The organism is Micromonospora sp. NPDC051300 (assembly GCF_044455315.1).
In the GTDB taxonomy this organism is placed as follows: Bacteria; Actinomycetota; Actinomycetes; order Mycobacteriales; family Micromonosporaceae; genus Micromonospora; species Micromonospora robiginosa.
This window is the reverse complement of the sequence record NZ_JBITEP010000013.1, coordinates 94942-120546: the sequence shown is the minus strand read 5'-3', so window position 1 is coordinate 120546 and position 25605 is coordinate 94942. Positions and strand designations below refer to the sequence as shown.

Here is a 25605-nt window from a genome sequence, read left to right as displayed (position 1 = left end):
AAGGGACCGCACATGCCCCGATCCGACCGGCCCCACCTACCGTTGCGCCCGCTCTGGCTGTGCCGCACGTGCGGCACGCCCTGGCCGTGCGCCGACGCGCGCCTCACGCTGCTCGGCGAGTACGCCACCGACCCGGTCGGGCTCAGCGTCTATCTCTGCGGCGTGCTCCACGAGGCGACCGCCGACCTGCACCGGCTGCACCCGGCCGACCGGCTCGACCCGGCCGCGCTGTTCGCCCGCTTCCTCGGCTGGGCGCGACGCCGGGCCGTCCCCTGATCTCAGGGGTGCGTCATCCGGAGCAGGTCCAGCGCCTCGTCCAACTGGGTCTCGGTGAGCTTGCCCGAGTCGACGTGGCCGCGCGAGATCACCACCTCGCGGATCGAGACCTGCTTGGCCAGCGCCTCCTTGGCGATCGAGGCGGCCTCGTCGTAGCCGAGGTGACGGTTGAGCGGGGTGACGATCGACGGTGACCCCTCCGCGTACGCCAGGCAGACCTCCGCGTCCGCGACCAGGCCGGCCACCAGGCGCTCGGCGAACAGCCGGCTGGACGCGGCGATCAGCTTGATCGACTCCAACAGGTTCCGGCCCATCACCGGGAGCATCACGTTCAGCTCGAAGTCGCCCTGCGAACCGGCGAACGCCACCGCCGCGTCGTTGCCGATCACCTGCGCGCAGACCTGGCGCATCGCCTCGGCCACCACCGGGTTGACCTTGCCGGGCATGATCGACGAGCCGGGCTGGAGATCGGGGATGCGCAACTCGCGCAGGCCCGCGCGCGGGCCGGACCCCATCCAGCGTACGTCGTTGGCGATCTTGTAAAGGCTGACCGCGACGGTCCGGAGCTGACCCGACGTCTCCACCAGCGCGTCCCGGGCGCCCTGCGCCTCGAAGTGGTTGCGCGCCTCGGACAGCGGCAGGCCGGTCGAGTCGCGCAGCCGCCCGATCACCTTGCCCGCGAAGCCGAGCGGCGTGTTGATGCCGGTGCCCACCGCGGTGCCCCCCAGCGGCAGCTCGGCCAGCCGGGGCAACGCCATCTCCAGCCGTTCCACGCCGTAGCGGACCTGCGCGGCGTAGCCACCGAACTCCTGCCCCAGCGTCACCGGCGTGGCGTCCATCAGGTGGGTCCGGCCGGCCTTGACCACTGTCTCGAACTCGGCCGCCTTCGCCTCCAACGCCATGGCGAGCTGCGTCAACGAGGGGAGCAGGTCCTCCACCACGAACTGGGTGGCGGCCAGGTGGATCGAGGTCGGGAACACGTCGTTGCTGGACTGCGACGCGTTGACGTGGTCGTTCGGGTGGACGTCCCGACCCAGCTCGCGACTCGCCAGCGAGGCGATCACCTCGTTGGTGTTCATGTTGGACGACGTGCCGGAGCCGGTCTGGAACACGTCCACCGGGAACTGGTCGTCGTAGCCGCCGTCGGCGACGTGCGCGGCGGCGGTCGCGATCGCCTCCGCGACGTCCGCGTCGATCACCCCCAGCTCGCCGTTGACCTGGGCCGCGGCGCCCTTGATCTGGGCCAGCGCCTTGATCTGCGCCGGTTCGAGCCCACGCCCGGAGATCGGGAAGTTCTGCACCGCGCGCTGGGTCTGCGCCCGCCACAGCGCCTCGGCGGGCACCTCCACCTCGCCCATCGAGTCACGTTCGATCCGGTAACCGGTCGCCTCTGGAGTCGTCACGCACACCATCCTGCCGCGCCACCCGCCGACGTGCAGCGGAACGCCGGCGGCCTCAACCCAGCTCGGCCAGCAGCTCCTCGGCCGCCCGCCGGTCCGGCAGCCCGATCTGCCCGAACAGCGCGACCGCCCGGCCGGCGTAGCGGCGGGCCTGCTCCGGATCGGTCCACCGCAGGCACCGGGCCATCCCGTCCAGCGCCCGGGCCTGCTCGTACCGGGCATCCAGGCGGGTGGCGTCGGTGAGCACCCGGCGGTGCAGATCCAACGCGCTCGCCTCGTCGCCCTGGTCGAGGATCGCCCGGGCGAGCAGGTTCCGGGACGCGCACTGCCCGACCAGGTCGCCCGCGTCGTTTATCGCCACCAGCGCCTCCCGGTGCAGCGCGGCGGCCAGATCGGGGCGGCCCTCCTCGCGCTCCATCATGCCCAGCTCGTTGAGCAGCTCCCCCTCACCGAACCGGTTGCCCGTCCGGCGCTTCACGGTCAACCCGGCGCGCAGGAGCCGGCGGGCCGGACCCCGATCGCCGAGCCGGTGACGGACCATGCCGAGATGGCCGATGGCATGCCCGATCTGACGCGGGTCGCCGATCTGCCGGGCGAGGCTCAGGTGGTGGCGGCACATCCGCAGCGCCTCGTCGAGGCGTCCGCTCCACATCAGGGTGAGTTCAAGGTTGTTGAGCAGGTGGGCCAGCGGCGCCGGCCCGTCGGACTCCCGGAAGAACGCCCGGGACGCCTCGAACGTCTCGATCGCCCGCCGGAACTGCAGACCCACCGCGTACGCGGTGCCGAGGTTGGCGACCGCGCCCCGCAGCTCCCCGGTCAGCCCGAGCCGCCGGTAGATGCCGACCGCCACCTCCATCTGCCGGATCGCCTCGGCGAAACGCGCCCGCCGGTAGTTGGCCGAGGCGAGATAGTTGTGCATCGTCGCCACGGCCTTGTCGTCGCCCAGCCGCTCGGCCGCCCGCAGGCCGACGCGGTGCGTCTCGATCAGGTCGTCCAGGTGGCCGCCGTCGAAGTTGACCGCCCAGCCGGCACGGGCGAGCTGCCAGCTCTGCCGGAGGAAGCCCTCGGCCTCGGCCAACCGCACCAGCGCGGCCAGGGTCGCCCGGTTCTCCTCGATCCAGGTGCGACCCAGCCCCACGGTGGCCGCCACCAGGTCGGGTCGCAGCGGGTCCGGCAACGCGAACAGATCACGCGGAACGGCGAGTTCCAGCGACAACGCGATGGTCGCGGCGACCTGGATGTGATGGTCGAGGAGCCGGACGAGCGCGGCCCGCCGCTCCTCCGCCGTCTCGTGCTCCGCGCCGAGGGTACGGGCGTACTCCCGGATCAGGTCGTGCCGGCCGTAGCGACCCGGCTCCACCTCGTCGAGGAGATGCGCGTCCACGAGTTCGTCAAGCGCGTCCTGGGCGTCGGCGAGCGGAAGATCGGCGAGAACCGCCGCCACCCGGTTGTCGGCGCGCGCGCCCGGGTGCAGCCCGAGCAGCCGGAACACCCGCTGCGCGGGCGGCGTCACCTGCGCGTACGACAGGGCGAAGGTCCGGGCCACCGACCGTTCCCCGGCGGCCAGCTCGGCCAGCGGGTCGGCGGCGGTGGAGAGCCGCTCCGCCAGGTCGGCCACCCGCCAGCGGGGCCGGTGCGCGAGCCGGGCGCCGGCCAGCCGCAACGCGAGTGGGAGGAACCCGCAGCGGCGGGCCACCTCCTCGGCCGCCATCGGCTCGGCCGCGACCCGCTCCACGCCGACCACCCGGGCCAGCAGCTCGACCGCCTCGTCGAGATCCAGCACCGGCAGCGACGACGGCCGGCCCTCGTCCAGCCCCACCAGGCGGCGGCGGCTCGTGATCAGCACCAGGCAGTCCGGGCCGTTCGGCAGCAACGGCCCGACCTGGCCCGCGTCCGCCGCGTTGTCCAGCACCACGACCGCCCGCCGGTCGGCCAGCTCCGAGCGCCACATCGCCAACCGGTCGGCCGGATCGACGGGCACCCGCTCCGCCGGCACGCCGAGCTGCCGCAGCAGGGTCGCCGCCGCGGCCGCCGTGGTCAACGGGGTGCGCTCGCTGTGCCCGTGCAGGTCGACGAAGAGCTGCGCGTCCGGGAACCGGTCGCCCAGGGCGGTCGCCACCTGCACGGCGAGCGTGGTCTTGCCGCTGCCCGCCATGCCGTCGACCAACTGGACCCGGACACCGTCCTCCTCGATCTCCTTGACCAGCCGGGCCACGGTCTGCTGCCGTCCGGTGAAGTCGCTGATCGCCCGGGGCAGCGCCCGCACCGGACCGGTCGCCCGGCTCTCCGAACCGCCCAGCGCCAGGTCACCGGCGAGCACCCGCTGGTGCAGCTCCTGCAATGCCTTACCCGGTTCGATGCCCAGCTCGTCGGCGTAGACGCGCCGGCCCTCGCGGTAGACGGCGAGCGCGTCGGCCTGGCGGCCGACCGCGCACAGGGCCAGCATCAACTGCCCGCGCAGTCGTTCCCGCAGCGGGTTGCGCTCGACGGCCTCGGAGAGCTCGTCGAGCAGGCCGGCCGCCCGGCGCAGCCGCAGCTCGACGTCGACGCACTCCTCAAGCACCGCGAGCCGTTGCTCGTCGAGCGTCTGGGCCCGCCGCCGCACCGTGCGGGCGGGGATGCCGGCCAGCGCCGGGCCGCGCCAGAGCGCCAACGCGGACCGGTAGAGCCGGCACGCCGCGCCGACCTGGCCGGCGACCACCTGGGCGCGGGCCGCCTCGACGGTACGGGCGAAGACCTCGGCGTCGAGGTCGCCCGGCTCGACCCGGATGCCGTAGCCGGCCGGATCGGTGACGATGGTCTCGGCGGGCAGGCCCAGCACCACGAACCGGTGCCGCAACCGCGACACGCAGATCTGCAACTGGGCCCGGGCGGTGGCCGGCGGGCGCTCCTCCCAGACCGCGTCGACAAGCTCGTCGAACGGCACCACCCGGCCGGCACGCAGCAACAGCAGGGCGAGCACGGACCGGTCCCGACCTGCGGTGACGGTGGCTTCGCCGCCGCCCACCCGCAGTGGTCCCAGGATCCCGAACCGCATGCGCGCCCCCGTACGCCCGTGGTGTCCTCCCAGGAGCGTAACGCGCTGGTGACCGAACGCCGTGTGGAGGTGATAGCGATCTGATAGGCGATCGACAGCGCCTCGGTCCAGACTCGTCGCGGGTTGCTGTCGGTGACGGCATCCGACGGGGGCGGTGCGCTCACCCGGCCTTCGGGCCGGGTGAGCGCACCGATGTCGATCAGCGGCGGCCGACGGTCAGCACCGGCTTCGTGACCTCGGCGAAGAAGTCGTTGCCCTTGTCGTCGACCACGATGAAGGCCGGGAAGTCCTCCACCTCGATCTTCCAGACCGCCTCCATGCCCAGCTCCGGGTATTCGAGCACCTCGACGTGCTTGATGCAGTCCTGCGCGAGCCGGGCGGCCGGGCCGCCGATCGAGCCGAGGTAGAACCCGCCGTGAGTGCCGCAGGAGCGGGTGACCTGCGCGGAGCGGTTGCCCTTGGCCAGCATCACCATCGACCCGCCAGCGGCCTGGAACTTCTCCACGTAGGCGTCCATCCGGCCGGCCGTGGTCGGGCCGAACGAGCCGGACGCGTAACCCTCGGGCGTCTTGGCCGGGCCGGCGTAGTAGACCGCGTGGTCACGCAGGTATTGCGGCATCGGCTCGCCGGCGTCCAGCCGCTCGGCGATCTTCGCGTGCGCGATGTCCCGCGCCACGACCAGCGGACCGGTCAGCGACAGCCGGGTCTTCACCGGGTATTTCGACAGCTCGGCGCGGATCTCGGCCATCGGCCGGTTGAGGTCGACGCGGACGACCTCCTCGGTCTCCAGCGTCTCGTCGGTGACGTCGGGCAGGAAGCGCGCCGGGTCGGTCTCCAGCCGCTCCAGCCACACGCCCGACGGGGTGATCTTGGCGACCGCCTGCCGGTCGGCCGAGCAGGACACCGCGATCGCCACCGGGCAGGACGCGCCGTGCCGGGGCAACCGGACCACCCGCACGTCGTGGCAGAAGTAGCGCCCGCCGAACTGCGCGCCGATGCCGAAGTTGCGGGTCAACTCCAGCACCTCGGCCTCCAGCTCCAGGTCACGGAAGCCGTGCGCGCTCATCGACCCCTGCGTGGGCAGCGCGTCCAGGTATTTCGCCGAGGCGTACTTGGCGGTCTTCAACGCGTATTCCGCGGAGGTGCCGCCGATGACGACCGCCAGGTGGTAGGGCGGGCAGGCCGCGGTGCCGATCAGCCGCAGCTTCTCCTCCAGGAACTGCATCATCCGCGTCGGATTCAACAGCGCCTTGGTCTCCTGGTAGAGGTAGGACTTGTTGGCCGAGCCCCCGCCCTTGGCCATGAAGAGGAACTTGTAGGCGTCGGGGTGGCCGTCCGGGTCCTCGGCGTAGAGGTCCACCTGGGCCGGCAGGTTGCTGCCGGTGTTCCGCTCCTCCCACATGGTCAGCGGCGCGAGCTGCGAGTAGCGCAGGTTGAGCCGGGTGTACGCCTGGTAGACGCCCCGGGAGATCGCCTCCGCGTCGGCGCCGTCGGTGAGCACGTGGCGGCCACGCTTGCCCATCACGATCGCGGTGCCGGTGTCCTGGCACATCGGCAGCACCCCGCCCGCCGCGATGTTGGCGTTGCGCAGCAGGTCGAGCGCGACGAACCGGTCGTTCGGCGAGGCCGCCGGGTCGTCGATGATCGACCGGAGCTGGGCCAGGTGCGCCGGGCGCAGGTAGTGGGCGATGTCGTGCATGGCCTCGGCGGTCAACGCGGTCAGCGCGGCCGGCTCCACGGTGAGGAACCGGCGGCCACCCGGGCCGTTGACGACGTCCACGCCCTCATCGGTGACCAGGCGGTATTCCGTCTGGTCGGGACCGGTCGGCAGCAGGGGTGCGTACGAGAAGGCGGCGGCACTGCTCATGACCGAAAAGCCTAGGGCAGAGCGGTCGATCGGTGACACCCGCCGGTGGGTCCTGGGACGCCGATCTCAACCCGACGTCACTTGCCGTCGACGCACAGCTCCTTCTTCGGCCCGCAACTGCCCTGGTCGCTCGGGGGACGCCAGGTGTCGGCCGGATCGGGCACCGGCACCGCGCCCTGGTCCGGCGGGGGCACGCCGGCTTCGGCGGCGCCCCAGCGGACGTACCCGATCTCCCGTCCCTCGCCGATGATCATGCCGTTCGGGCCGACCGCGAGCGCGTTCGCCGAGGTCCGCAGCTCGACCAGGACCCGGCCGCCCCGCGGCTCGACCGCGACCAGCCGGGACGGCTTCTCCTCGGTGATCACCGCCGCGTAGGGGGTGAGCGCCGCGCCGCTCTTCCCGCCGGCCGGGCGCGTCCACCGGGTCCGGTCGGCGGACAGCTCGCGGCCGAACAGCGAGTCCTTGTCGGCGCTGCGCACCACCGCGTAGCGGTCGTCGACGGCGAGCAGCTTCTCCCCGTCCGCGCCGACCTGGAGCAGCCGGCCGTCGTAGCCGTCGAGCACCGCCTCACGGCCGTCCGGGGCGACGCCGATGAGCACATTGCGGGCGCCCTGCGGGTCCTCCCGCTGCACGCAGCCGGCGGAGTCCGCGGTGCGCAGGTTGATCCCGGCCCGGCGCCACACCTGCTGCCCGGTGGCCGGGTCGACGGCGGTGATGACGAAGTAGCAGCTCCCGTCGCGGGAGGTGGCCGCGATCCGGAGCAGCCGGCCGCCGACCACCGCGAGCCGCTCCTCCCGGCCGGGCTGGACGTTCTGCAGCACCCGACCGGTGGCGGTGTCCACCACGTGCACCCGGCCGTCGACCGGGAAGCCGAGCAGCGGCGGGACCGACTCCGGCCCGGCCACCCCGCCGTCGATGCGGGTCGCGCCCAGCCGCCGGGTGCCGAGCAGCTCCGGGTTGTCGGCCAGCACGCCGCTGTGCACGCCGGGCAGGAACGCGCTCCACAGCGGGGTGGCGCCGCGCGGGTCCCAGGCCCGTAACGTGCAGTCGGTGGGCTGCACGCAGTAGGCGTCGAGCAGCAGGTTCCGGTAGGTCCAGACGGCTATCGCGCGATCGTCGCGTCGACGGGTGACGCCGGACGCCGGGTCGAGCACCTCGTACCCCTTGTCCAGCAGCTTGCCCACGGCGACGACCGACTCCCGGCCGCTGCCGGCCACCGCCGACCAGTCGGCCTTGCGCTCCCAGAGCTGGGTGCCGTCGGCGAGCCGGCGCGACTCGATCCGGGTGCGCTGCTCCACGATCACGGTGTCGCCGGCGATGGTGACGCTGCGCGGGGTGCCGCCGACCCGCTGCTGCCAGGCCACGTCCGGCTCGGAGATCGGCTGGCTGCGGTCGACCCAGTCCCAGAGGCGGGGGAAGGGGTTCCACACCCCGGTGGCGGCGAGCACGACCACGGTGACGAGCCCGAGCAGCAACCAGCCGCGTACGCCTAGGCCCTTCACACGGACACCGTAGCGACGATCACCGTTCTCCCGGGGTCCGCGCGGGGCGTGTCGCGCCGCTTCTTACCCGGGTTCGGATGTTAAGAGGGGGCCCCTGCTCTGCGGAAGGCGTTAAGCGGGGGCCCTTCCTTCCCGCTGGGCCGCGGAGCGGACCAGCGGCAACGTGCGGTACGGGATCTGTTCGGCCAGCGCGATGATGGTCGAGGCGCGCCGGATGCCCTCCGAGGCGACGATCTGGTCGATGACCCGCTGGAGGTCGGTGTTCGAGCGGGCCACGATGCGGCACAGCAGGTCGCTGGATCCGGTGATGGTGTGCGCCTCCAGCACCTCCGGGATGGCGGCCAGGTGCGCGGTCACCTGGTCGTGGCCGTGCCGCTGGCTGATCTCCAGGGTGACGAAGCTGGTCACCCCGAAGCCGATCGCGGCAGGCGAGATCTCCGGCCCGAAGCCGCCCACCACGCCCCGCCCGACGAGCTTGTCCAGCCGCGCCTGGACCGTGCCCCGGGCCACCCCGAGCCGCCGCGAGCACTCCAGCACGCCGATCCGGGGCTCCTCCGCGAGCAGTTCGATCAAGCGCGCGTCCAACTCGTCGAGCTGTACATCCTGACCAGTGTTCATCATGGTTCACCGTACCGAATGCGCAACCTGACCAGGAAAACCACTGACTATTGCCCAACCGGAGGCGGTCCGGCGATGCTCGCCGGAAGCACATCCACGGCGGCCCACGAGGCCGGCCGGTACGCGAGGGAGGCCACCATGACCCAGGCGATCGACCGACCCCAGTCCACCGACGAGGCCGACGCCGACGTTCTCGTCGGCGCCGTCGACCACGACATCAGCCGGGACCCGTTCCCGGTGAAGGGCCTGGACCACCTGCACTTCCTGGTCGGCAACGCCAAGCAGGCGGCGCACTACTACTCCACCGCCTACGGCATGACCTGCGTCGCCTACCGCGGGCCGGAGCAGGGCTACCGGGACCACGCGCAGTACGTGCTGACCAGCGGTTCGGCCCGGTTCGTGCTGACCGGCGTGGTCCGCCCGGACGCCGACGGCGCGGAGCACGTGGCCAAGCACAGCGACGGCATCTCCGACATCGCGCTGGAGGTGCCGGACGTCGACGCCGCCTATGCGCACGCCACCGCGCAGGGCGCCACCGGCCTGGTCGAGCCGCACGACGTCAGCGACGAGCACGGCACGGTCCGGATGGCGTCCATCGGCGCGTACGGGGACACCCGGCACACGCTCGTCGACCGCTCCCGCTACACCGGCGTCTTCCTGCCCGGCTTCGTCGCCCGCGGCCCGATCGTGGACCGGCAGCCGATGATCGACGCCGGCCTCCAGCCGAAGCGCTTCTTCCAGGCCGTCGACCACGTCGTAGGCAACGTGGAGCTGGGCCGGATGGACGAGTGGGTCGAGTTCTACAAGCGGGTCATGGGCTTCACCAACATGGCCGAGTTCGTCGGCGACGACATCGCCACCGACTACTCCGCGCTGATGAGCAAGGTGGTCGCGAGCGGCACCCGCAAGGTGAAGTTCCCGCTCAACGAGCCGGCGGTGGCCCGCAAGAAGTCGCAGATCGACGAGTACCTGGAGTTCTACCGGGGTCCGGGCGCCCAGCACGTCGCGGTGGCCACCAACGACATCCTGGCCAGCGTGGACGCCATGCGGGCGGCCGGCGTCGAGTTCCTGGACACCCCGGACTCCTACTACCAGGACCCGGAGCTGCGCGCCCGCATCGGCAACGTCCGGGTGCCGATCGAGGAGCTTCAGTCCCGCAAGATCCTGGTGGACCGGGACGAGGACGGCTACCTGCTCCAGATCTTCACCAAGCCGGTGCAAGACCGCCCCACCGTCTTCTTCGAGCTGATCGAGCGGCACGGCTCCCTCGGCTTCGGCAAGGGCAACTTCAAGGCCCTGTTCGAGGCGATCGAGCGGGAGCAGGAGAAGCGCGGCAATCTGTGACACTGTCCGCGTGACCCAGCCTCCCCCGAACACGACGCCGCCGCCCGCCGGGCCCCCGCCCGCGGGCGGCGGCTTCGCGCCGCCCACCGGCCCGGCGGTGCCCGCGCAGCACACCCCGCCGACGTGGGCGGGCCTGCCCGGCTACCCACCACCCCCACCCGGGTACGCGCCGTACCCGCCGACCGCCGCGCCCGCGGTCGCGCCGGACGGGCGGCCACTGGCCAGCTTCGCCGACCGCCTGCTGGCCTGGCTGATCGACACCGCGGTGGCCTCGGGGGTGGCGATGGTGCTCTTCGCGCCGGTCTTCTTCCTGGTCTTCTACCGGGCGATCGACGATCTGGACCGGGCCGGCCCCACCGGCCCCGACCCGTCGACGATGCTTACCGACTTCTTCCTGCCGGTGCTCCTGGCCGAGCTGGGCCTGTTCCTGCTGCTGCTGGTCTTCTACTGGCTCTACCACGTGGAGTACGCCCGCCGCAGCGGCCAGACGCTGGGCAAGAAGGTGATGAAGCTGCGGATCGTGCCGGCGCAGCCCGGTGCCACGCTGACCCGGGGCATGCTCGGCAAGCGTTACCTCGTCGAGTTCGTCGCCGGGTCGCTGGTGCCGTTCCTCAACTACCTCGACGGCTTCTGGCAGCTCTGGGACAAGCCCTGGCAGCAGTGCCTCCACGACAAGTTCGCCAACACGGTCGTCGTTAAGGTTGGACCGTGAGCGGAACGAGGACGGCACCGTGAGTCTGGAACCCGGCTGGTACGTCGACCCCGCCGAACCGGAGACCCGCCGCTGGTGGGACGGGGAGGGGTGGATCGGCGCGCCCATCCCGGTCGACGTCACCCCGCCCGACGGGCCCCCGCCCGCCGAGCCCGAGCCGGCCGCGACGCCTGCCGCCGCCGCGACGGCCGACCGGTCGACCTCCGTCGCGACGGGGCCGATCCCCACCTCCGGCGCGCCCGGACAGGCCGGCCCCTGGCCGGGGCAGCCGGGCCAGCCGGGTCACGCCGGACCGTGGCCGGGCCGGCCGGGTCAGGCCGGGCCGTGGCCGGGCCAGCAGGGGCAGCCCGGTCAGCAGGGGCCGCCGCCGGGCTGGCCGTACCCGCAGTGGCCGGGCCGCCAGCCGATCCCGCGACCGCACGGACTGCCGCTCGCCTCGTACGGCGCCCGGCTGGTCGCCCGCCTGATCGACCTGGGCGTGGTGTTCCTGCTCAACGCGCTGGTCAACGGCTGGTTCGTCTGGCGCTACTTCGAGGCGATCTCGCCCTACCTGCGGGAGACGATGCGCCGGGCGGTCAACGGCGACACCTCCACCGAGGGGCTGCCCCAGATCGACGACCAGGCCGGCGGGTTGCAGGTCGTCATCCTGCTGATCGCCACCGCGCTCTGGTTCGCCTACGAGGTGCCGTCGATGGCGGCGCGCGGGCAGACCTTCGGCAAGCGGATGGCCGGCGTCCGCGCGCTGCCGGTCGAGGCGGACCAGCCGCTCGGCTTCGGCCGGGCGTTCCGGCGGTGGAGCACGCTCGGCATGCCGACGCTGCTCTGGTACTGCTGCGGGCTGGGCCTGCTGCTCCAGTTCGTCGACGCCGTCTCGCCGCTGTTCGACCAGCCGCTGCGCCAGGCGCTGCACGACAAACGGGCGCAGACCGTGGTCGTCCAGCTCCCCCGCGACCGTCCCGACCCCCGTACCGCCCCGCACGACCGCGCCGACCCCCCGGGAGACACCCCATGACCGACACCGGCCGTCACCACCCTCCGCTGCGGCTCACCCGCGCCGACCTGGACGCGTTGCCCAACTACGTGCCCGGCCGCAGCCCGGCCGACCTGGCCCGCGAGCTGGGCCTGCCCGAGGCGATCAAGCTGGCCAGCAACGAGGTGCCGTACGGCCCGCTGCCCGGCGTGGTGGAGGCGGTCGCCGAGGCGGTCGCCGGTTCGCACCGCTATCCGGACATGGGCGTGGTGGCGCTGCGCCAGGCGCTCGCCGAACGCTACGGCGTGGACGCCGACCGGATCGCCACCGGCTGCGGCTCGGTGGCGCTGGCCGAGCACCTGGTCCGGGCCACCTGCCTGCCCGGTGACGAGCTGATCTACTCGTGGCGCTCCTTCGAGGCGTACCCGATCATCGCGGCGACCAGCGGCGCGACGAGCGTGCGGGTGCCGAACGACGCCGGCCACGGGCACGACCTCGCGGCGATGGCGGCGGCGGTTACCGACCGGACCCGGATGATCCTGGTCTGCAACCCGAACAACCCGACCGGCACGGCGATCCGCAAGGCCGACCTGGACCGCTTCCTCGACGCGGTGCCGGACGACGTGCTGGTGGTGATCGACGAGGCGTACCGGGAGTTCGTCACCGACGCCGAGGTGCCCGACGGCCTCGGCTACCTGGACCGGCCGAACGTCGCGGTGCTGCGCACGCTGTCCAAGGCGTGGGGCCTCGCCGGCCTGCGGATCGGCTGGCTGGTCGCCGCGCCGGCGGTGGCCGCCGCGGTCCGCAAGGTGGTCACCCCGTTCTCCACGAGCATGGCCGCCCAGGCCGGCGCGTTGGCCGCGCTGGCCCAGGCCGACGAGGTCGAGCGGCGCTGCGCGCTTGTCGTGGCCGAGCGGGACCGGGTCACCGAGGCGCTGCGCAAGTTCGTGCCGGACGTGCCGGAGAGCCAGGCCAACTTCGTCTGGCTGCCGCTGGGCGAGCGGGCGGTGGCGTTCGGCAAGACGTGCGAGGCGCGCGGCGTGATCGTGCGGCCGTTCCCCGGCGACGGGGTGCGGGTCACCATCGGCACCCCCGCCGAGAACGACGCGTTCCTGGCCGCCGCCGAAACCGCCCTGGTGTAAGGAAGGGCCCCTTCTTAACGCCTGGCGTCGAGAAGGGGCCCCTTCTCACCGGCGGGTCGCTCAGGTGGCGGCGAGCAGCACCGGTTCGGCCATCAGGAACCAACCCTGGTCGTCGTCATCCGGGGAGGCGTGCTCCCGTACGCGCTCGACGGCGACGTAGCCGCCCACCGCGTACGCCCGACCCGGCTGCCAGCCGATCCCGTCCCGGCCGGCGGTGAACACGAAGTCGGACCGGGTCGCGCCGGTGAGCGGGTCGATCGTGACCAGCTCCCGCCGGTCGGTGAGCAGGTGCACCCGGCCCGGCTCGGTGGCGAGCACCCGCGCCGGATGGATGTCCGCCCGCCGCCACAGCTCCTCGCCGGTGCGCGGCGACCGCCCGGTCACCACGCCACCGGCGGTGTCCACCACCCGCTCGCCGTCCAGCACCGACTCCGGGGCGTCAAGGCCGGGGGCGGCCGTCGGCTCACCCGGGTCGGTGACCAGCCAGCCCCGACTGTTCCCACCGCCCGGCTCGGCGGTACGCAGGCCACGGCAACCGGAGTGCCCGGCGCGGCAGCCGACCGGGGTGACGACGAGCTGACCGGACGCGCCCGGCGGGCGCCACCGGGTCCGTACCTCGCCTGTCGCCGCGTCCCGCAGCTCGACCGCGGCCGGCCCGTCGCAGGTGTCCACGCCGACCAGCTCGCCGCTCGCGGTGCTGCCCACGTCGACCCGGCAGCCCCGGCCGAGGTCGGCGCGCCAGAGCCGGCGGCCGTCGGCCAGCGCGTAGCCGCCGGCCGCGCCCGGACCGGTCGCGAGCAGCACGTCGAGGCCGTCGGCGGTGCGCGCCACGTGCAGTCCGGCCGGGTCCCAGACCGTGCTGGCGAACGTGCGGCGGGGCTTCGGCACCGAGCCCGGCGCCGGGCCGTCGACCCGCCAGGCCACCCGGCCGGTACGCGCGTCAAGCGCCACCAGCTTCCCGTCGGACCAGCGGCTGACCACCGTCCTGCCCTCGGCGAGCACCCCGACCAGCGTGGCGGGCCAGCGGCGGTAGGACCAGAACGGGGTGACCCGGTGCCCGCCGGTGACCGGCTGGTCCGCGTACACCTGGCGGGTGCCGGCGTAGACGCGGAGCCGGCCGTCCACGACGAGCGGCGCCACCGGAAGCCGCCCGATCACCCCGGCGGTCGGCGCGGGCGCCGCCGGGTACAGGTCCCGGGCCACGGTCTCGACCTCGGCCGGCGCGAGCACCCGGACGACCACGGCGACCGACGCCGCGACGGCAAGCACCGCCACCAGCGCCATCAGGGCCCGTCGCCTGCCGGCCTTCGCCATCCGCCACCTCCGCCCCGGCACCCTACCGGCCGGGGCCGGACCACGATCGGGTTGCCCGGCGGGACGAGCCTCAGGCGGCCTCGGCGGAGCGTGCGGGGCGGGCGGCCAGGGCCAGGTCGGCCAGGTCCCGCCGGAGCGCGCCCTCCACCGCCCGGGCGGCCAGGCCGCCGAGGATCAGGGCCAGCACCCGCCCGTAGGGTCGGGTCGGCACCGCCTCCTGCCGGACGGTGACCTCGGTGCAGCCGCGTCGCCGCCGCTCGACGGTGCGCAGGGTCCAGGTGATCCGGTAGTCGACGCCGGCGCCGGGCGAGCAGAGCACCAGCCGGCGTGGGGCGGTCGCCTCGACCACCTCGAACTCCTCCGGCTCGGCGCCGCCGTCCGGTCGCGCCCGGGTCTCCCGCCAGGTGGTGCCGGGAAAGAACCCGCCGTCGGTGAGCACCTCGACCGCGCCCACCGCGGAGAGCCAGTCGGCGCGGGCCGGGAGGTCGGTGAGCAGGCGCCACAGATCGGCGTCCTGCGCTTCGATGAAGGCGGAAACGGTCACCGTCGACATGGCACCTCCCGTGTCGTCCACGGTACGGGCAGTGACCTGTCGACGGGAGCCCCGAAGTGACATTTCCACCACCGGCGCCCCGACCGGGGCGCCGGGGTCCGGCGGGATCGGTCAGCCGCGCAAGGCGTCGCCCCGCAACGCCGTGACGAACGCGGTCCAGCCCGGCGGGCTCACCGCGAGCGCCGGACCGTCCGGGTCCTTCGAGTCGCGTACGCCCACCACGCCGTGCGCGGTCACCACGTTGGTGGCCACCTCGACGCAGAGGCCCTGATCGTTGGAGCGGCTGCTGGTGCGCCAGACGGCGCCGGTCAACTCGGACATGCTCGGTCCTTCCTGTGTTCACTCCTCGCGTACGCACCGGACCGGCACCGCCCGGGCGCACGCGACCCGCGTCGATCAACGCACGACGAAACGGCCCCGATCGCACAGCAGGTGCGATCGGGGCCGTCGATGCGGAAGGTGGATCTCAGCGGGCCGGGAGGACCGTTCCGGTCACCTCGCCGAGCGCGATCGTGGTGCCGTCCGGACCGGGCGCGGTGGCGGTGATCGTCACCGTGTCGCCGTCCTCCAGGAACGTCCGCCGGCTGCCGTCGGCGAACTTCACCGGCTCGGTCCCGCCCCAGGTGAGTTCCAGGAACGAACCGACCTGGTCGCGTTCCGGGCCGGAGACGGTGCCGGAGGCGTAGAGGTCGCCGGCGCGCAGCGACGCCCCGTTGACGGTGAGGTGGGCGAGCTGCTGGGCCGGGGTCCAGTACATGGTGGCGAACGGCGGGTCGGCCACCCGCTCGCCGTTCCACACCACCGACAGGGTCAGGTCCAACCCGAGGTGCGGGGTGTCGTGGAGGTAGTCCTGCACCGGCGGGTCCTGGTCGGGCGCGGGCACGAACGCGTCGGCGAGCGCCGCCAGCGGCGTGACCCAGCCGGAGACCGAGGTGGCGAACGACTTGCCGAGGAACGGGCCGAGCGGCTGGTACTCCCATGCCTGGATGTCCCGGGCCGACCAGTCGTTGACCAGCACCACGCCGAAGACGTGGTCGGCGAAGTCGTCCACCGACACGCGGTCGCCGAGCCGGCTCGGTACGCCGACCACGAAGCCGACCTCGGCCTCGATGTCCAGGCGTACCGAGGCCCCGGTGGTGGGGCCCTGCGCGCTGGCCCGCTGCCCGGTGGGGCGCACCACCGGGGTGCCGGAGACGACCACCGTCCCGGCCCGGCCGTGGTAGCCGATCGGCACGTGCTTCCAGTTCGGCAGCAGCGGCGGCTGGCCGGGCCGGAAGATCTGCCCGACGTTGCCGGCGTGGTGCTCCGACGAATAGAAGTCCACGTAGTCCGCCACCTCGAACGGCAGCAGCAGCTCGACCTCGCGGACCGGCACCAGCAGCGGCTCCACCGCGGGCCGGTGCGCCGGGTCGGTGAGCAGCTCGGTGACCCGTTCCCGGACGGCGGTCCACTGCGGCCGGCCGAGCGCCAGGAAGGCGTTCAGCGTCCGGTGACCCAGCGCGCCGCCGGCCAGCACCAGACCGGCGCCCTCGGCGCCGGCCAGGTCGAGCACGAGGTCGCCGATCCGGACGCCGATCCGCGGCTCGCGGTCGCCGTGCCGGAACACGCCGTACGGCAGGTTCGTCACCCCGTACGGCGACCCCGCCGCCCCGTCAACCCAGCTCATGCTGTGCCGGCCGGGCATGCCCTCACGGCCCTCGCTCCGCTCGGTGCGTTCGGTCATGCGAAGCCTCCGTTCACCAGCCCCAGCCGGATCAGATCGGTAAGTGGTTCCGAGATGCTGCACGAGCCGTACCCGACCCAGAGCGGGCGCGGGGACTCGCGCCGGGCCCGGGCCGACTCGACCACGCGCACCGGGTCGGTGGCGGTCAGCAGCTCGGCCACCGCGTCCACCCGGGCGCCCTCGGCGGCGGCAAGCGTGGCGGCCAGCACGTTGACGAAGCCGTGGTGGGTGAAGCCGGTCTCCGGGTCGCGGTGCCGGATCGCGTGGTGCAGCCCGGCGGTGAGCTTGAACGGCAGGTCCCGTTCGTGGCAGGCGCAGATCACCGCGGCCAGCTCGACAGGGGTCGGGAACAGCTCGGCGGCGAGCCCACCGGTGCGGAACTTGGCGGCCACCGGCAGCCCGTCGGCGCGCGCCCGCGCGAGCGTGTCCAGCGCGCCCATCAACCCGAAGGTCAGCGGGACCTCCGCGTAGACGGCGGCGCCGTCGAGCCGGCCGGCGAGCGCGACCAGCTCGGCCAGGCCGGGCTGCGGGTCCTCGCCGCGCTTGGCGACCGGCGCCTCGACCTGCCGGGCGGTCACCCCGTCGGGTCCGAGGGCGGACAGCGCGACGGGGAGCTGGTCCAAACCGGTGTCACCGATCAGCCCGATGACGAGGCCCGGCTCGACCAGGCCGCTGAGCGCGCCTCGCTGGATCTCCGAGGCGGGCAGCAGCAGCGGGCCGACCAGGTCGGCGTACCAGGCCGTGCGGTGGGTGCGGTGCGCGGTCACCGCGTCGGGCAGCGCGGCGCTGCCCGGGGGGAAGACCGCGGCGTCGTCCACCAGGCCGGCGAGGAGGCGGGGCACCTGCGTTGACACGAGACAAGAATGTACGGGACGCTACGAGGAACGGACAACAGCGTCCGATTATCGGACGCCACCGGCCGGAGACGGGACATAACGGGAGGCGAGATGCCCTACTACCGCAGCGTGGGCGAGGTGCCCCGCAAGCGCCACACCCAGTTCCGGCAGCCGGACGGCACGCTCTACGCGGAGGAACTGGTCGGCCAGGAGGGCTTCTCCTCCGACTCGTCGCTGCTCTACCACCGCCACGCGCCGACCGCGATCCTCGCCGCCGAGGAGTTCGCCCCGCCCACGGTCACGCGGGTGCCGAACCTGCCGCTCAAGCCGCGCCACCTGCGCACCCACAAGCTCGACGGCACCGGCGCCGACCCGGTGCTCGGCCGGCAGTACCTGCTCGCCAACGACGACGTCCGGATCGCGTACGTGCTCGCCGACCGGCCCTCACCGCTGTTCCGCGACGCCGCCGGCGACCACTGCCTCTACCTGGAATCCGGCTCGATGCGGGTGGAGTCGCCGTTCGGCGTGCTCGACGTGGTGGCCGGCGACTACGTCGTGATCCCCACCTCGACCATCCACCGCCTGGTGCCCACCGGCGACGAGCCGACCCGGCTGCTCGCCGTCGAGGCCGCCGGCCACATCGGCCCGCCCAAGCGCTACCTCTCCCTACGCGGGCAGTTCCTGGAGCACTCGCCCTACTGCGAGCGCGACGTCCGAGGGCCGGACACCCCGCTGCTCGTTGACGGCGAGGAGGTCGAGGTGCTGGTCCGGCACCGGTCTCGGGCCGCAGGCCCGGGTGGCAGCGGCACAGCTTGGACGCGTCATGTTTATGCGAACCACCCGTTCGACGTCGTGGGCTGGGACGGGCACATGTACCCGTGGGCGTTCTCCATCCACGACTTCGAGCCGATCACCGGGCGCATCCACCAGCCGCCGCCGGTACACCAGACGTTCCAGGGCCCGAACTTCGTGATCTGCTCGTTCGTGCCGCGCAAGGTGGACTACCACCCGGCCGCCATCCCGGTGCCGTACAACCACCACAACGTCGACTCCGACGAGATGCTGTTCTACACCGGCGGCAACTACGAGGCCCGGCGCGGCTCCGGCATCGAGCAGGGCTCGATCTCGCTGCACCCGTCCGGCTTCACCCACGGCCCCCAGCCGGGCGCCGCCGAGCGGTCCATCGGGGCGGACTCCTTCGACGAGCTGGCGGTCATGGTGGACACGTTCCGCCCGCTGGACCTCTGCGACGCGGGCACCGCCTGCGAGGACGACGGCTACGCCTGGACCTGGGCGCGCAAGCCCTGACGTACCACGAGAAGGGGCCGCGCGGACGCGGCCCCTTCTCGTGTGCCGGTCGTCAGAACGTCGACGCGTCGATGACGAAGCGGTAGCGCACGTCCGAGGCGAGCACCCGCTCGTACGCCTCGTTGATCTTGTCGGCACCGATCACCTCGATCTCCGCGCCCAGCCCGTGCTCGGCGCAGAAGTCGAGCATCTCCTGGGTCTCGGCGATGCCGCCGATCATCGAGCCGGCGAACGACCGCCGGGCCGGGATCAGCGAGAACGCGCGCACCGACAGCGGGTCCTCCGGCGCGCCGACGTTGACGAGCGTCCCGTCCACGGCCAGCAGCCCCAGGTAGGCGTCCAGGTCGATGGCCGCGCTGACGGTGTTGACGATCAGGTCGAACGAGCCGGCCAGGTCGGTGAACGTCGCCTCGTCCGAGGTGGCGAAGTAGTGGTCGGCGCCGAGCCGCAGCCCGTCCTCCCGCTTCTTCAGCGACTGGGACAGCACGGTCACCTCGGCGCCCATGGCGTGCGCCAGCTTGACGGCCATGTGGCCGAGCCCGCCCATGCCGATCACGGCCACCTTGCGGCCCGGCCCGGCGTTCCAGTGCCGCAGCGGTGAGTAGGTGGTGATGCCGGCGCAGAGCAGCGGCGCGGCGGCGTCCAGCTCGATGCCGTCCGGGATCCGCAGCACGAAGGACTCGGTCACCACGATGGCCTGCGAGTAGCCGCCCTGGGTCGGCCGGCCGTCCCGGCCCACCGCCCCGTACGTGCCGATGTTGCCCTTCAGGCAGTACTGCTCCAGGCCCCTACGGCAGTTGTCGCACTCCCGGCAGGAGTCGACCATGCAGCCGACGCCCACCCGGTCGCCGACGGCGAACGTGGTCACCGCGGAGCCGACCTCGCGCACCACGCCGGCGATCTCGTGACCGACGACGATCGGGTAGGTGGTCGGGCCCCACTCGCTGCGCGCGGTGTGGATGTCGGAGTGGCAGATGCCGGCGAACTTGATGTCGATGAGGACGTCGTCCGGTGCGAGGTCACGCCGCTCGATCGTGGTCGGCGTGAGCGGATCGGACGCGGACGTCGCCGCGTAGGCGTTGACGGTCAGCATTCGATTTTCCTACCCCCGGCGGAACACGGTGAATCCGGCGACCACCGTGGCAGTGATCGCACCCACCAGCGGCCACGGGCCGCCGACCAGGGCATACACCGCCAGCAGCAGCGGCGCCGCGGCCACCGCGTAGACGGCCGGAGACAGACCGCGCGACATGGCGTCCCGCGCGCCGGGCAGCCGGGACGCGGGCACGCCCGCCAGCAACCCGACCCCGACCGCGGCCAGCACGGCCAGCAGCCGGGACGCGGCGGGCGCGGTCGGGGCCAGCGCGGCGACCAGCACGGTGAGCACCAGCGACCAGCCGGCGGCCGACAGCACCAGCCGGCGCAGGCCGGCGTCGGCGGTCCGCTCCGGATCGGGGCCGGTCGGGGAGATGTCGGCCGCCTCGGTCAGGCGCTCCAGCGTCTCCGCGTAGCGGCGCCGCTCCAACCGGGCCACCCCCGGGTCCCGTCCCGCCCCGGCCAGCTCCGGGTCCAGTCGCAACGCCTCCCGGTAGGCCCGCTCGGCCAGGTCGAACAGCTCCAGCCGGACCGCGACCAGGCCGAGCACCAGATGCCCCTCCGGCTCGTCCGGGGCCAGCTCCACCCCGCGCCAGGCCGCGTCCAGCGCCGGCTGCCCGTTGCGCGCGGCGGAGAGGATCGCGGCGGCACTGCGCTGCGCGTACGCCTCGGCGGGGCCGAGCGCCAGGATCTCCTCGGCGGTGCCCGCGGCGTCCTTCCAGCGCTCCAGGTCCAGCAGCGCGAGCCCGCGTGTCACAAGCGGCGGCACCGCGCCCGGGGCGGCCGCCACGGCCGTCTCGGCGGTGGTGAGCGCCTCGGTGGGGCGGTCGGCGGCGAGCTGCATCCGGGCCAGCATGGTCAACGCCTGGACGTGCGCGGGCTCGCCGGCGATCAGCGCGGTCAGCTCGCCGATCCCCTCGTCGTAGCGGCCCAGCTCGGCGAGGAGGTGGGCGCGTTGCAGGAAACCGTCGGCGGCGGACTGGTCGGAGGCGGCGTCACTCGGCATCCCGGCGAGCGTAACCGCCCGACCCGCCACCCGACCACGGTCAGGCGCCGCGGCAGGGCGTGCCCCCGCAGGTGCCCAGGCTGCACCAGCGCCGCAGGCCGCTCTCGTCGAGGAACAGCCACCCGCAGCGCTCGTCCGGGCAGGCCCGGACCGTGAGCCGGGTCGGATCGGCGAGCAGTTGGGCGCCGCTGAACGCGGCGGCGTGCAGGGGCAGCCGCAGCCCGGCGGCGAGGTCGATCCACCAGCGCCCGCGCCCGTCCCCCTCGCGCCGGAACACCAGCGCCCGGGCGGCCACCTCGGCGGCCCGGGCGACCGCGTCGAAGGCCCGACGGTCCGCCGGATCGACCAGGCAGGCGCGGAGGGCGGCCCGGAGCGTACGGGCCTCGGCGAGCACCCGCTCCGCCGTGTCCGGGTCGCGGCGCGCGAGGTGCAGCAGCCGGCTCACCGCCGCCTCGTCGGCCAACCCGACGTGTCCCGCCCAGACGGCCAGGGTCCGATAGCCGCGCAGCCACTCGGCGCCGGGCAGCGGGGACACGAGGCCCCACCCGGCGAGCGTGTTGCAGAAGTCCAGCGCGGGATGGCCGCCGACGCTCCACGGCAGGCTCTCGTCGCGGACCCGCACCTCGTACATCGGTCGGCCGATCCGGTCGAGCCGGTCGTCGCCGGCCACCACCCGGCGGTGCACCTCGCGCAGCCGTGGCCCCGGCTCGACGCCGAAGTCCGCCGCGAGCAGGTCCCGGGTGGCGCGGTAGAGCCGCAGCGCGTCGGCCCGCCGGCCACCCCGGTACAGGGCGGTCATCAGCACGGCCAGGAGCTGCTCGCGGGTGGGGTGCCGGGTCGCCGCCGGCATCAGCTCGGCGATCACCGGGGCGTGCTGGCCCAGCGCGAGCCGCGCCTCGGCGCGCAGCTCCACCGCCACCAGCCGCAGCTCCTCGACCGTGCCGCGCAGCCGGTCCCGCAGGTCGCCGTCCGCCGCGTCGGCGAGCAGCGGACCCCGCCAGAGGGCGAGCCCCCGGTCGAGCAACCGCACCCGCTCGGCGGGGTCGGCGACCGCGCCCGCCGCCCGGACCAGCTCACCGAACTCGTCGACGTCGACGCGATGCCCGGTGACGTCGACGCGATAGCCCTCGCCGCCGGTGTCGATCCGCACCCCGTACGGGTGCAGCGCCGCCCGCAGCCGCCCGATGTACGTCTGCACCGTGGCGCGCGCCGAGGCCGGCGGCCGGCCGTTCCACAGCAGGTCGACGAGGCGGTCGGTCGGCACCACCCGACCCGGGTCGAGCAGCAGCAGCCCGAGCAGGCAACGCTCCTGCCGGCGGCTGCCGACCTCGACGGTCCGGCCCTCGTGGCGCGCCTCGAACGGTCCGAGCAGTCGGAAGTCCATACCGATCAGGACGACCCGGCCGGTCCGGGCGGTTGTCGTCAGGTGGTGAGCGGGTGGTCGGTCGGCCCGACCGGGGGTCGGTGGCGCGGGTCGGACGGCCCGGTGCCACCGCCCCGGTGGTGAGCCGGTGGTGAGCCGCCCCGGTGACGCTGGGATCGCCCTTGATCAGCGGGACGGATGGAGTGAACATGCGGTTCAGCAGGATGAGCGTCGCGGTGGCGTCGGTGGTGGCCGCCGTGGTGGCGGCCGTTCCCGGTGCGGCGTCCGCCGCCGACGGCGCGCCCGGCGCCTGGGTGCCGGCGCCCCAGGAGGCGTTCGAGATGCCCGCCGGCGCCCGGTGCGAGTTCGCGGTACGGGTGGAGCCGGTCGTCGACGAGGTACGGAAGCTGACGTTGGACACCTATCCGGACGGCTCCCCGAAGCGGGAGTTGTTCACCGGCGCGCTCGTCGACCGGGTGACCAACCTGGAGACGGGGGCCACCGCCACGGCCGACGCGAGCGGCACGTCACTCGTCGTCTACCGCCCCGACGGGTCGATGACCTGGTATGTCACCGGTCCGGTGCTGCTCGGCTTCCGGGAGAACGCCGGTTCGCTGCCGAAGGGGCTGTGGATCGTCGACGGCCAGTTCCGGGTGGCGTTCACCCCCACCTACGACAAGACCATCACGATGCTGCACGGCACCACGCACAACGTCTGCACCGACGTCGACTGACCACGGTGCGGCGGTCGGCGTCCCCGGCCGCCGCGTCAGTCCGCCGGCGCCTGGTACACCAGCGCCACCGCGATGCCGGCCAACCCCTCGCCGCGCCCGGGGAAGCCCAGGCCGTCGGTGGTGGCCGCGGACACCGTGACCGGGGCGCCGACCGCCTCGGAGAGCACCCGCTGCGCCTCGTCCCGGCGCGGCCCGATCTTGGGCCGGTTGCCGACCACCTGCACGGACACGTTGCCGATCGCGAAGCCCGCCGCCCGCACCCGCCGAGCCGACTCGGTCAGCAGGGCCACTCCGGAGGCGCCCGCCCACTCCGGCTGGTCGACCCCGAAGTTCGCGCCCAGGTCGCCGAGGCCGGCGGCGGAGAGCAGCGCGTTGCAGGCGGCGTGCGCGACCACGTCGGCGTCCGAGTGGCCGGCCAGGCCGTCCTGGTCCGGCCAGTGCAGGCCGGCGACCCAGCAGGGCCGCCCGGCGGCGAACGCGTGCACGTCGGTGCCGACGGCCACCCGAGGAACGATCATGACCAGAGGGTACGCGCCGCCCCTCGCTGGTCAGGGGGTGATGGTCAGGAGGTGTTCGGCCAGAGCCAGGTCGAACGGGCGGGTGATCTTCATGGCCAGTTCCGAGCCGGGTACGCAGACCACCGTGACGCCCTGCTTCTCCACCAGGCCGGCGTCGTCGGTGAGCGGGTCCCCGGCCGCCCGGTGCGCGGCGGCCAGCACCGCCCGGCGGAAGCCCTGGGGGGTCTGCACCGCGCGCAGCGCCGCCCGGTCGACAGTGCCGAGCACCCGCTCGACGACGTCGACCTCCTTGATCGTGTCGACCACCGGCAGGACCGGGATCACCGCGTCGTGCCCGCCCCGGACCGCCGCGGCCACCGACTCGACCAGCTCCGGCGGGGTGAGCGCCCGGGCGGCGTCGTGGACCAGGACGATCTCCGGCCCGGCGGGAACGGCCGCGAGGGCCGCCGCCACGGACGCCTGGCGTTCGGCCCCGCCCGGCACCACCGTCACCGGCGCCACCGGCGCGAGCAGCGTCCGCACCGACTCGACGTCGGCGGCCGGCGCGGCCACCACGATGGTGTGCACCGAGGACGCGGCGGCGATCCGGCGGACGGCGTGCACCAGCAGCGGCTCGCCGGCGAGCGGGCGGAGCGCCTTGGGAGCGCCCGGGCCGAGGCGTACCCCGGCGCCGGCCGCAGGAACGAGGACCGCGACGTCACCGCGCGGATTGAGCTGCGCGGTCACGTCGCGGTCCTCGGTTTCGTTCGCTGTGGTGCGGGTAGAGGCAGGGTTGCGGATCAGGCCTCGGTCAGCACCTTGTCGAGCAGCGTCTCCGCCTCGTCCTTGGTGCTCTTCTCGGCCAGCGCGACCTCGCCCACGAGGATGTCACGGGCCTTGGCGAGCATGCGCTTCTCGCCCGCCGACAGGCCCCGCTCCCGCTCCCGGCGCCACAGGTCGCGGACGACCTCGGCCACCTTCAGCGGATTGCCGGAGGCCAGCTTCTCCAGATTCGCCTTGTAACGCCGCGACCAGTTGGTCGGCTCCTCGGTGTGCGGTGCACGGAGCACGTCGAAGACCTTGCCCAGGCCCTCTTCGCCGACCACCTCGCGCACACCCACGATCTCGGCGTTCTCGGCGGGCACCCGGACCGTCAGGTCACCCTGCGCGACCCTCAGGACGAGGTATTCCCTCGGCTCGCCCTTGATGACCCGAGTCTCGATTGCCTCGATGAGTGCGGCCCCGTGGTGGGGGTAAACAACGGTCTCGCCGACACTGAAAACCATAGGTTCGAAACCCCTTTCGCTGTGTCTAGGGTAACACGCTCAGGCACCGATGTCTCACCGCTGTCCTGACCGTTGGCGCAGCTCAGGGGCCCTGTGAGAGGTATTTCTTCGGCTTGACAGGAGGTCAAGTCGATGATTTGGGCACGCTCCGTGACTGTCAGATGACAACCGGGTGTGGGCAGTCGGAACGTCGCAAATCTAGGGCGATGCGCTCCTTCCATGGTAGCTCCGTAACTCCGTCCGCGCCCAGGTGTGGCGGTACGGCCCCCGGTGCGGGACGCTGGTAGGCGGACGCGACGTCCGCTCACCGAGACGTTCTGGGGGTCCGATGGGCGTGCCTGACGCTGACGGCCAGGGGCCGCCGGACGGGCTCGGTGGGCTGCCCCCGGAATGGGGCCGGGTGGTCGTCCCCGACGACGCCTCGGCGCTCGCCGAGGAGGCCCGGCAGGTGCGCCGGGAGCTGCGCCGCGATCCCCGGCACGCCCACCGGGCGCCCCGGCTCCGGCTCGGGCTGCCCCTGCTGGTGCTCCTGGTCTCGATGCTTGTCACGCTGGCCGGGCTGGCCGCCGTCACCTGGCCCCGACCCCGCACCGGCGGGCCGACCGTGCTGCCCCGGGTCACCACGGCCGCGCCGTCGCCGGTCGGCCCGCTGCCGGCGTTGGACCTGGTCGGGGCGGACAACACCCCGGTGCCGCTGCGCAGCCTGCTACCCGCCATGATCATCCTGGTCGACGCGTGCGCCTGCGCCGACCAGGTCGGCACCGCCGCGGCCACCGCGCCCCCCGGGGTCACCGTGGTCACCGTGACCGAGGGCCGCAGCGCCGGGCCCGCCGTCGTCACCGGCGTACGTCCGCTGGGCGACCCGGCCGGCGGGCTCCGCTCCTACCTGCACCTGTCGGCCCACCCCGGCACCGCCGCCGCGCTGCTGGTGGACCGGCGGGGCGCGCTGGTGCGGCTGGTGCCCGAACTCGGCCCGGCGGCCGACTACCAGGCCGACCTGGCCCGCCTGGCCGGCTGACCCC

General features: G+C 73.7%; 24 protein-coding genes. 8 read left to right on the top strand and 16 right to left on the bottom strand.

The annotated features are described in order from the left end of the window. Window positions 1–12 precede the first annotated feature (12 nt). Window positions 13–276: a hypothetical protein gene (locus ACIA5A_RS16890; RefSeq protein ID WP_396762511.1), complete on the top strand. Its 264-nt coding sequence runs from the start codon at window positions 13–15 to the stop codon at window positions 274–276. 2 nt (window positions 277–278) lie between these two features. Here the strand turns inward: ACIA5A_RS16890 and ACIA5A_RS16885 are convergent, their stop codons facing one another. The 5 genes from ACIA5A_RS16885 to ACIA5A_RS16865 all read right to left on the bottom strand — a co-directional run bounded on the left by ACIA5A_RS16885 (window position 279) and on the right by ACIA5A_RS16865 (window position 8700). Further along, entirely contained in the window at window positions 279–1688 is a 1410-nt protein-coding gene (locus ACIA5A_RS16885) for a class II fumarate hydratase (RefSeq protein WP_396762509.1), read from the bottom strand. A 43-nt stretch (window positions 1689–1731) separates the two neighbouring features. Further along, window positions 1732–4713, bottom strand: a complete 2982-nt coding sequence (locus tag ACIA5A_RS16880) for a BTAD domain-containing putative transcriptional regulator (RefSeq protein ID WP_396762506.1) — start codon at window positions 4711–4713, stop codon at window positions 1732–1734. 199 nt (window positions 4714–4912) lie between these two features. Then, a complete protein-coding gene (locus ACIA5A_RS16875) occupies window positions 4913–6580 on the bottom strand; it encodes a fumarate hydratase (protein WP_396762503.1) in 1668 nt (555 codons plus the stop codon). Window positions 6581–6657: 77 nt separating this feature from the next. Next, window positions 6658–8055 carry a PQQ-binding-like beta-propeller repeat protein gene (locus ACIA5A_RS16870; protein ID WP_396762667.1) on the bottom strand — a complete coding sequence of 466 codons (1398 nt, stop codon included), beginning with the start codon at window positions 8053–8055 and terminating at the stop codon, window positions 6658–6660. A 138-nt stretch (window positions 8056–8193) separates the two neighbouring features. Next, window positions 8194–8700 (bottom strand): Lrp/AsnC family transcriptional regulator, encoded by a 507-nt coding sequence (locus ACIA5A_RS16865; RefSeq protein ID WP_396762500.1) that lies wholly within the window; start codon window positions 8698–8700, stop codon window positions 8194–8196. Window positions 8701–8838: 138 nt separating this feature from the next. Between ACIA5A_RS16865 and hppD the strand changes: the two genes are divergently transcribed. The 4 genes from hppD to hisC are packed head-to-tail and all read left to right on the top strand — an operon-like array spanning window position 8839 to window position 12868. After that, on the top strand, window positions 8839–10044 hold the full coding sequence (hppD, locus tag ACIA5A_RS16860; RefSeq protein WP_396762497.1) for a 4-hydroxyphenylpyruvate dioxygenase: 1206 nt from the start codon (window positions 8839–8841) through the stop codon (window positions 10042–10044). A 10-nt stretch (window positions 10045–10054) separates the two neighbouring features. Next, complete coding sequence (locus ACIA5A_RS16855) at window positions 10055–10756, top strand: RDD family protein (RefSeq protein WP_396762494.1); 702 nt, start codon at window positions 10055–10057, stop codon at window positions 10754–10756. A gap of 19 nt (window positions 10757–10775) precedes the next feature. Beyond that, window positions 10776–11768 (top strand): RDD family protein, encoded by a 993-nt coding sequence (locus ACIA5A_RS16850; protein ID WP_396762491.1) that lies wholly within the window; start codon window positions 10776–10778, stop codon window positions 11766–11768. Then, the gene (gene hisC / locus ACIA5A_RS16845) at window positions 11765–12868 is read left to right on the top strand and encodes a histidinol-phosphate transaminase (protein WP_396762488.1); all 1104 of its coding nucleotides are present in this window, start codon (window positions 11765–11767) and stop codon (window positions 12866–12868) included. Before ACIA5A_RS16850 ends, hisC begins: the two co-directional genes overlap by 4 nt. A gap of 60 nt (window positions 12869–12928) precedes the next feature. Here the strand turns inward: hisC and ACIA5A_RS16840 are convergent, their stop codons facing one another. The 5 genes from ACIA5A_RS16840 to ACIA5A_RS16820 all read right to left on the bottom strand — a co-directional run bounded on the left by ACIA5A_RS16840 (window position 12929) and on the right by ACIA5A_RS16820 (window position 17312). Further along, complete coding sequence (locus ACIA5A_RS16840) at window positions 12929–14182, bottom strand: PQQ-binding-like beta-propeller repeat protein (protein WP_396762485.1); 1254 nt, start codon at window positions 14180–14182, stop codon at window positions 12929–12931. 70 nt (window positions 14183–14252) lie between these two features. Beyond that, window positions 14253–14735 (bottom strand): SRPBCC family protein, encoded by a 483-nt coding sequence (locus ACIA5A_RS16835; RefSeq protein ID WP_396762482.1) that lies wholly within the window; start codon window positions 14733–14735, stop codon window positions 14253–14255. Between the two features lie 111 nt (window positions 14736–14846). Then, a complete protein-coding gene (locus tag ACIA5A_RS16830) occupies window positions 14847–15056 on the bottom strand; it encodes a DUF397 domain-containing protein (RefSeq protein WP_396762479.1) in 210 nt (69 codons plus the stop codon). Window positions 15057–15201: 145 nt separating this feature from the next. After that, window positions 15202–16401, bottom strand: coding sequence for a fumarylacetoacetase (gene fahA, locus ACIA5A_RS16825; RefSeq protein ID WP_396762664.1), 1200 nt, complete (start codon window positions 16399–16401; stop codon window positions 15202–15204). A 53-nt stretch (window positions 16402–16454) separates the two neighbouring features. Then, window positions 16455–17312 (bottom strand): hypothetical protein, encoded by an 858-nt coding sequence (locus ACIA5A_RS16820; RefSeq protein ID WP_396762477.1) that lies wholly within the window; start codon window positions 17310–17312, stop codon window positions 16455–16457. Window positions 17313–17405: 93 nt separating this feature from the next. Between ACIA5A_RS16820 and ACIA5A_RS16815 the strand changes: the two genes are divergently transcribed. Further along, window positions 17406–18602: a homogentisate 1,2-dioxygenase gene (locus ACIA5A_RS16815; RefSeq protein WP_396762474.1), complete on the top strand. Its 1197-nt coding sequence runs from the start codon at window positions 17406–17408 to the stop codon at window positions 18600–18602. A 52-nt stretch (window positions 18603–18654) separates the two neighbouring features. Here the strand turns inward: ACIA5A_RS16815 and ACIA5A_RS16810 are convergent, their stop codons facing one another. The 3 genes from ACIA5A_RS16810 to ACIA5A_RS16800 are packed head-to-tail and all read right to left on the bottom strand — an operon-like array spanning window position 18655 to window position 22087. Further along, the gene (locus ACIA5A_RS16810; RefSeq protein WP_396762471.1) at window positions 18655–19695 is read right to left on the bottom strand and encodes an NAD(P)-dependent alcohol dehydrogenase; all 1041 of its coding nucleotides are present in this window, start codon (window positions 19693–19695) and stop codon (window positions 18655–18657) included. A 9-nt stretch (window positions 19696–19704) separates the two neighbouring features. Further along, complete coding sequence (locus tag ACIA5A_RS16805) at window positions 19705–20703, bottom strand: tetratricopeptide repeat protein (protein ID WP_396762469.1); 999 nt, start codon at window positions 20701–20703, stop codon at window positions 19705–19707. Window positions 20704–20743: 40 nt separating this feature from the next. Then, window positions 20744–22087 carry a BTAD domain-containing putative transcriptional regulator gene (locus tag ACIA5A_RS16800; protein ID WP_396762467.1) on the bottom strand — a complete coding sequence of 448 codons (1344 nt, stop codon included), beginning with the start codon at window positions 22085–22087 and terminating at the stop codon, window positions 20744–20746. Between the two features lie 188 nt (window positions 22088–22275). Here ACIA5A_RS16800 and ACIA5A_RS16795 point away from each other — a divergent pair, with 188 nt between their 5' ends. Then, on the top strand, window positions 22276–22800 hold the full coding sequence (locus ACIA5A_RS16795; RefSeq protein ID WP_396762464.1) for a hypothetical protein: 525 nt from the start codon (window positions 22276–22278) through the stop codon (window positions 22798–22800). A 35-nt stretch (window positions 22801–22835) separates the two neighbouring features. Here the strand turns inward: ACIA5A_RS16795 and ispF are convergent, their stop codons facing one another. Genes ispF through ACIA5A_RS16780 form a run of 3 tightly spaced genes read right to left on the bottom strand, consistent with a single transcriptional unit; the run spans window position 22836 to window position 24583 of the window. Next, entirely contained in the window at window positions 22836–23318 is a 483-nt protein-coding gene (gene ispF / locus ACIA5A_RS16790; RefSeq protein ID WP_396762461.1) for a 2-C-methyl-D-erythritol 2,4-cyclodiphosphate synthase, read from the bottom strand. 30 nt (window positions 23319–23348) lie between these two features. Next, entirely contained in the window at window positions 23349–24044 is a 696-nt protein-coding gene (gene ispD / locus ACIA5A_RS16785; protein WP_396762459.1) for a 2-C-methyl-D-erythritol 4-phosphate cytidylyltransferase, read from the bottom strand. A 53-nt stretch (window positions 24045–24097) separates the two neighbouring features. Beyond that, window positions 24098–24583 carry a CarD family transcriptional regulator gene (locus ACIA5A_RS16780; RefSeq protein ID WP_013288937.1) on the bottom strand — a complete coding sequence of 162 codons (486 nt, stop codon included), beginning with the start codon at window positions 24581–24583 and terminating at the stop codon, window positions 24098–24100. Between the two features lie 328 nt (window positions 24584–24911). On the opposite strand from ACIA5A_RS16780, the gene ACIA5A_RS16775 reads away from it, so the two are divergent. After that, the gene (locus ACIA5A_RS16775; RefSeq protein ID WP_396762455.1) at window positions 24912–25601 is read left to right on the top strand and encodes a hypothetical protein; all 690 of its coding nucleotides are present in this window, start codon (window positions 24912–24914) and stop codon (window positions 25599–25601) included. Window positions 25602–25605 lie beyond the last annotated feature (4 nt).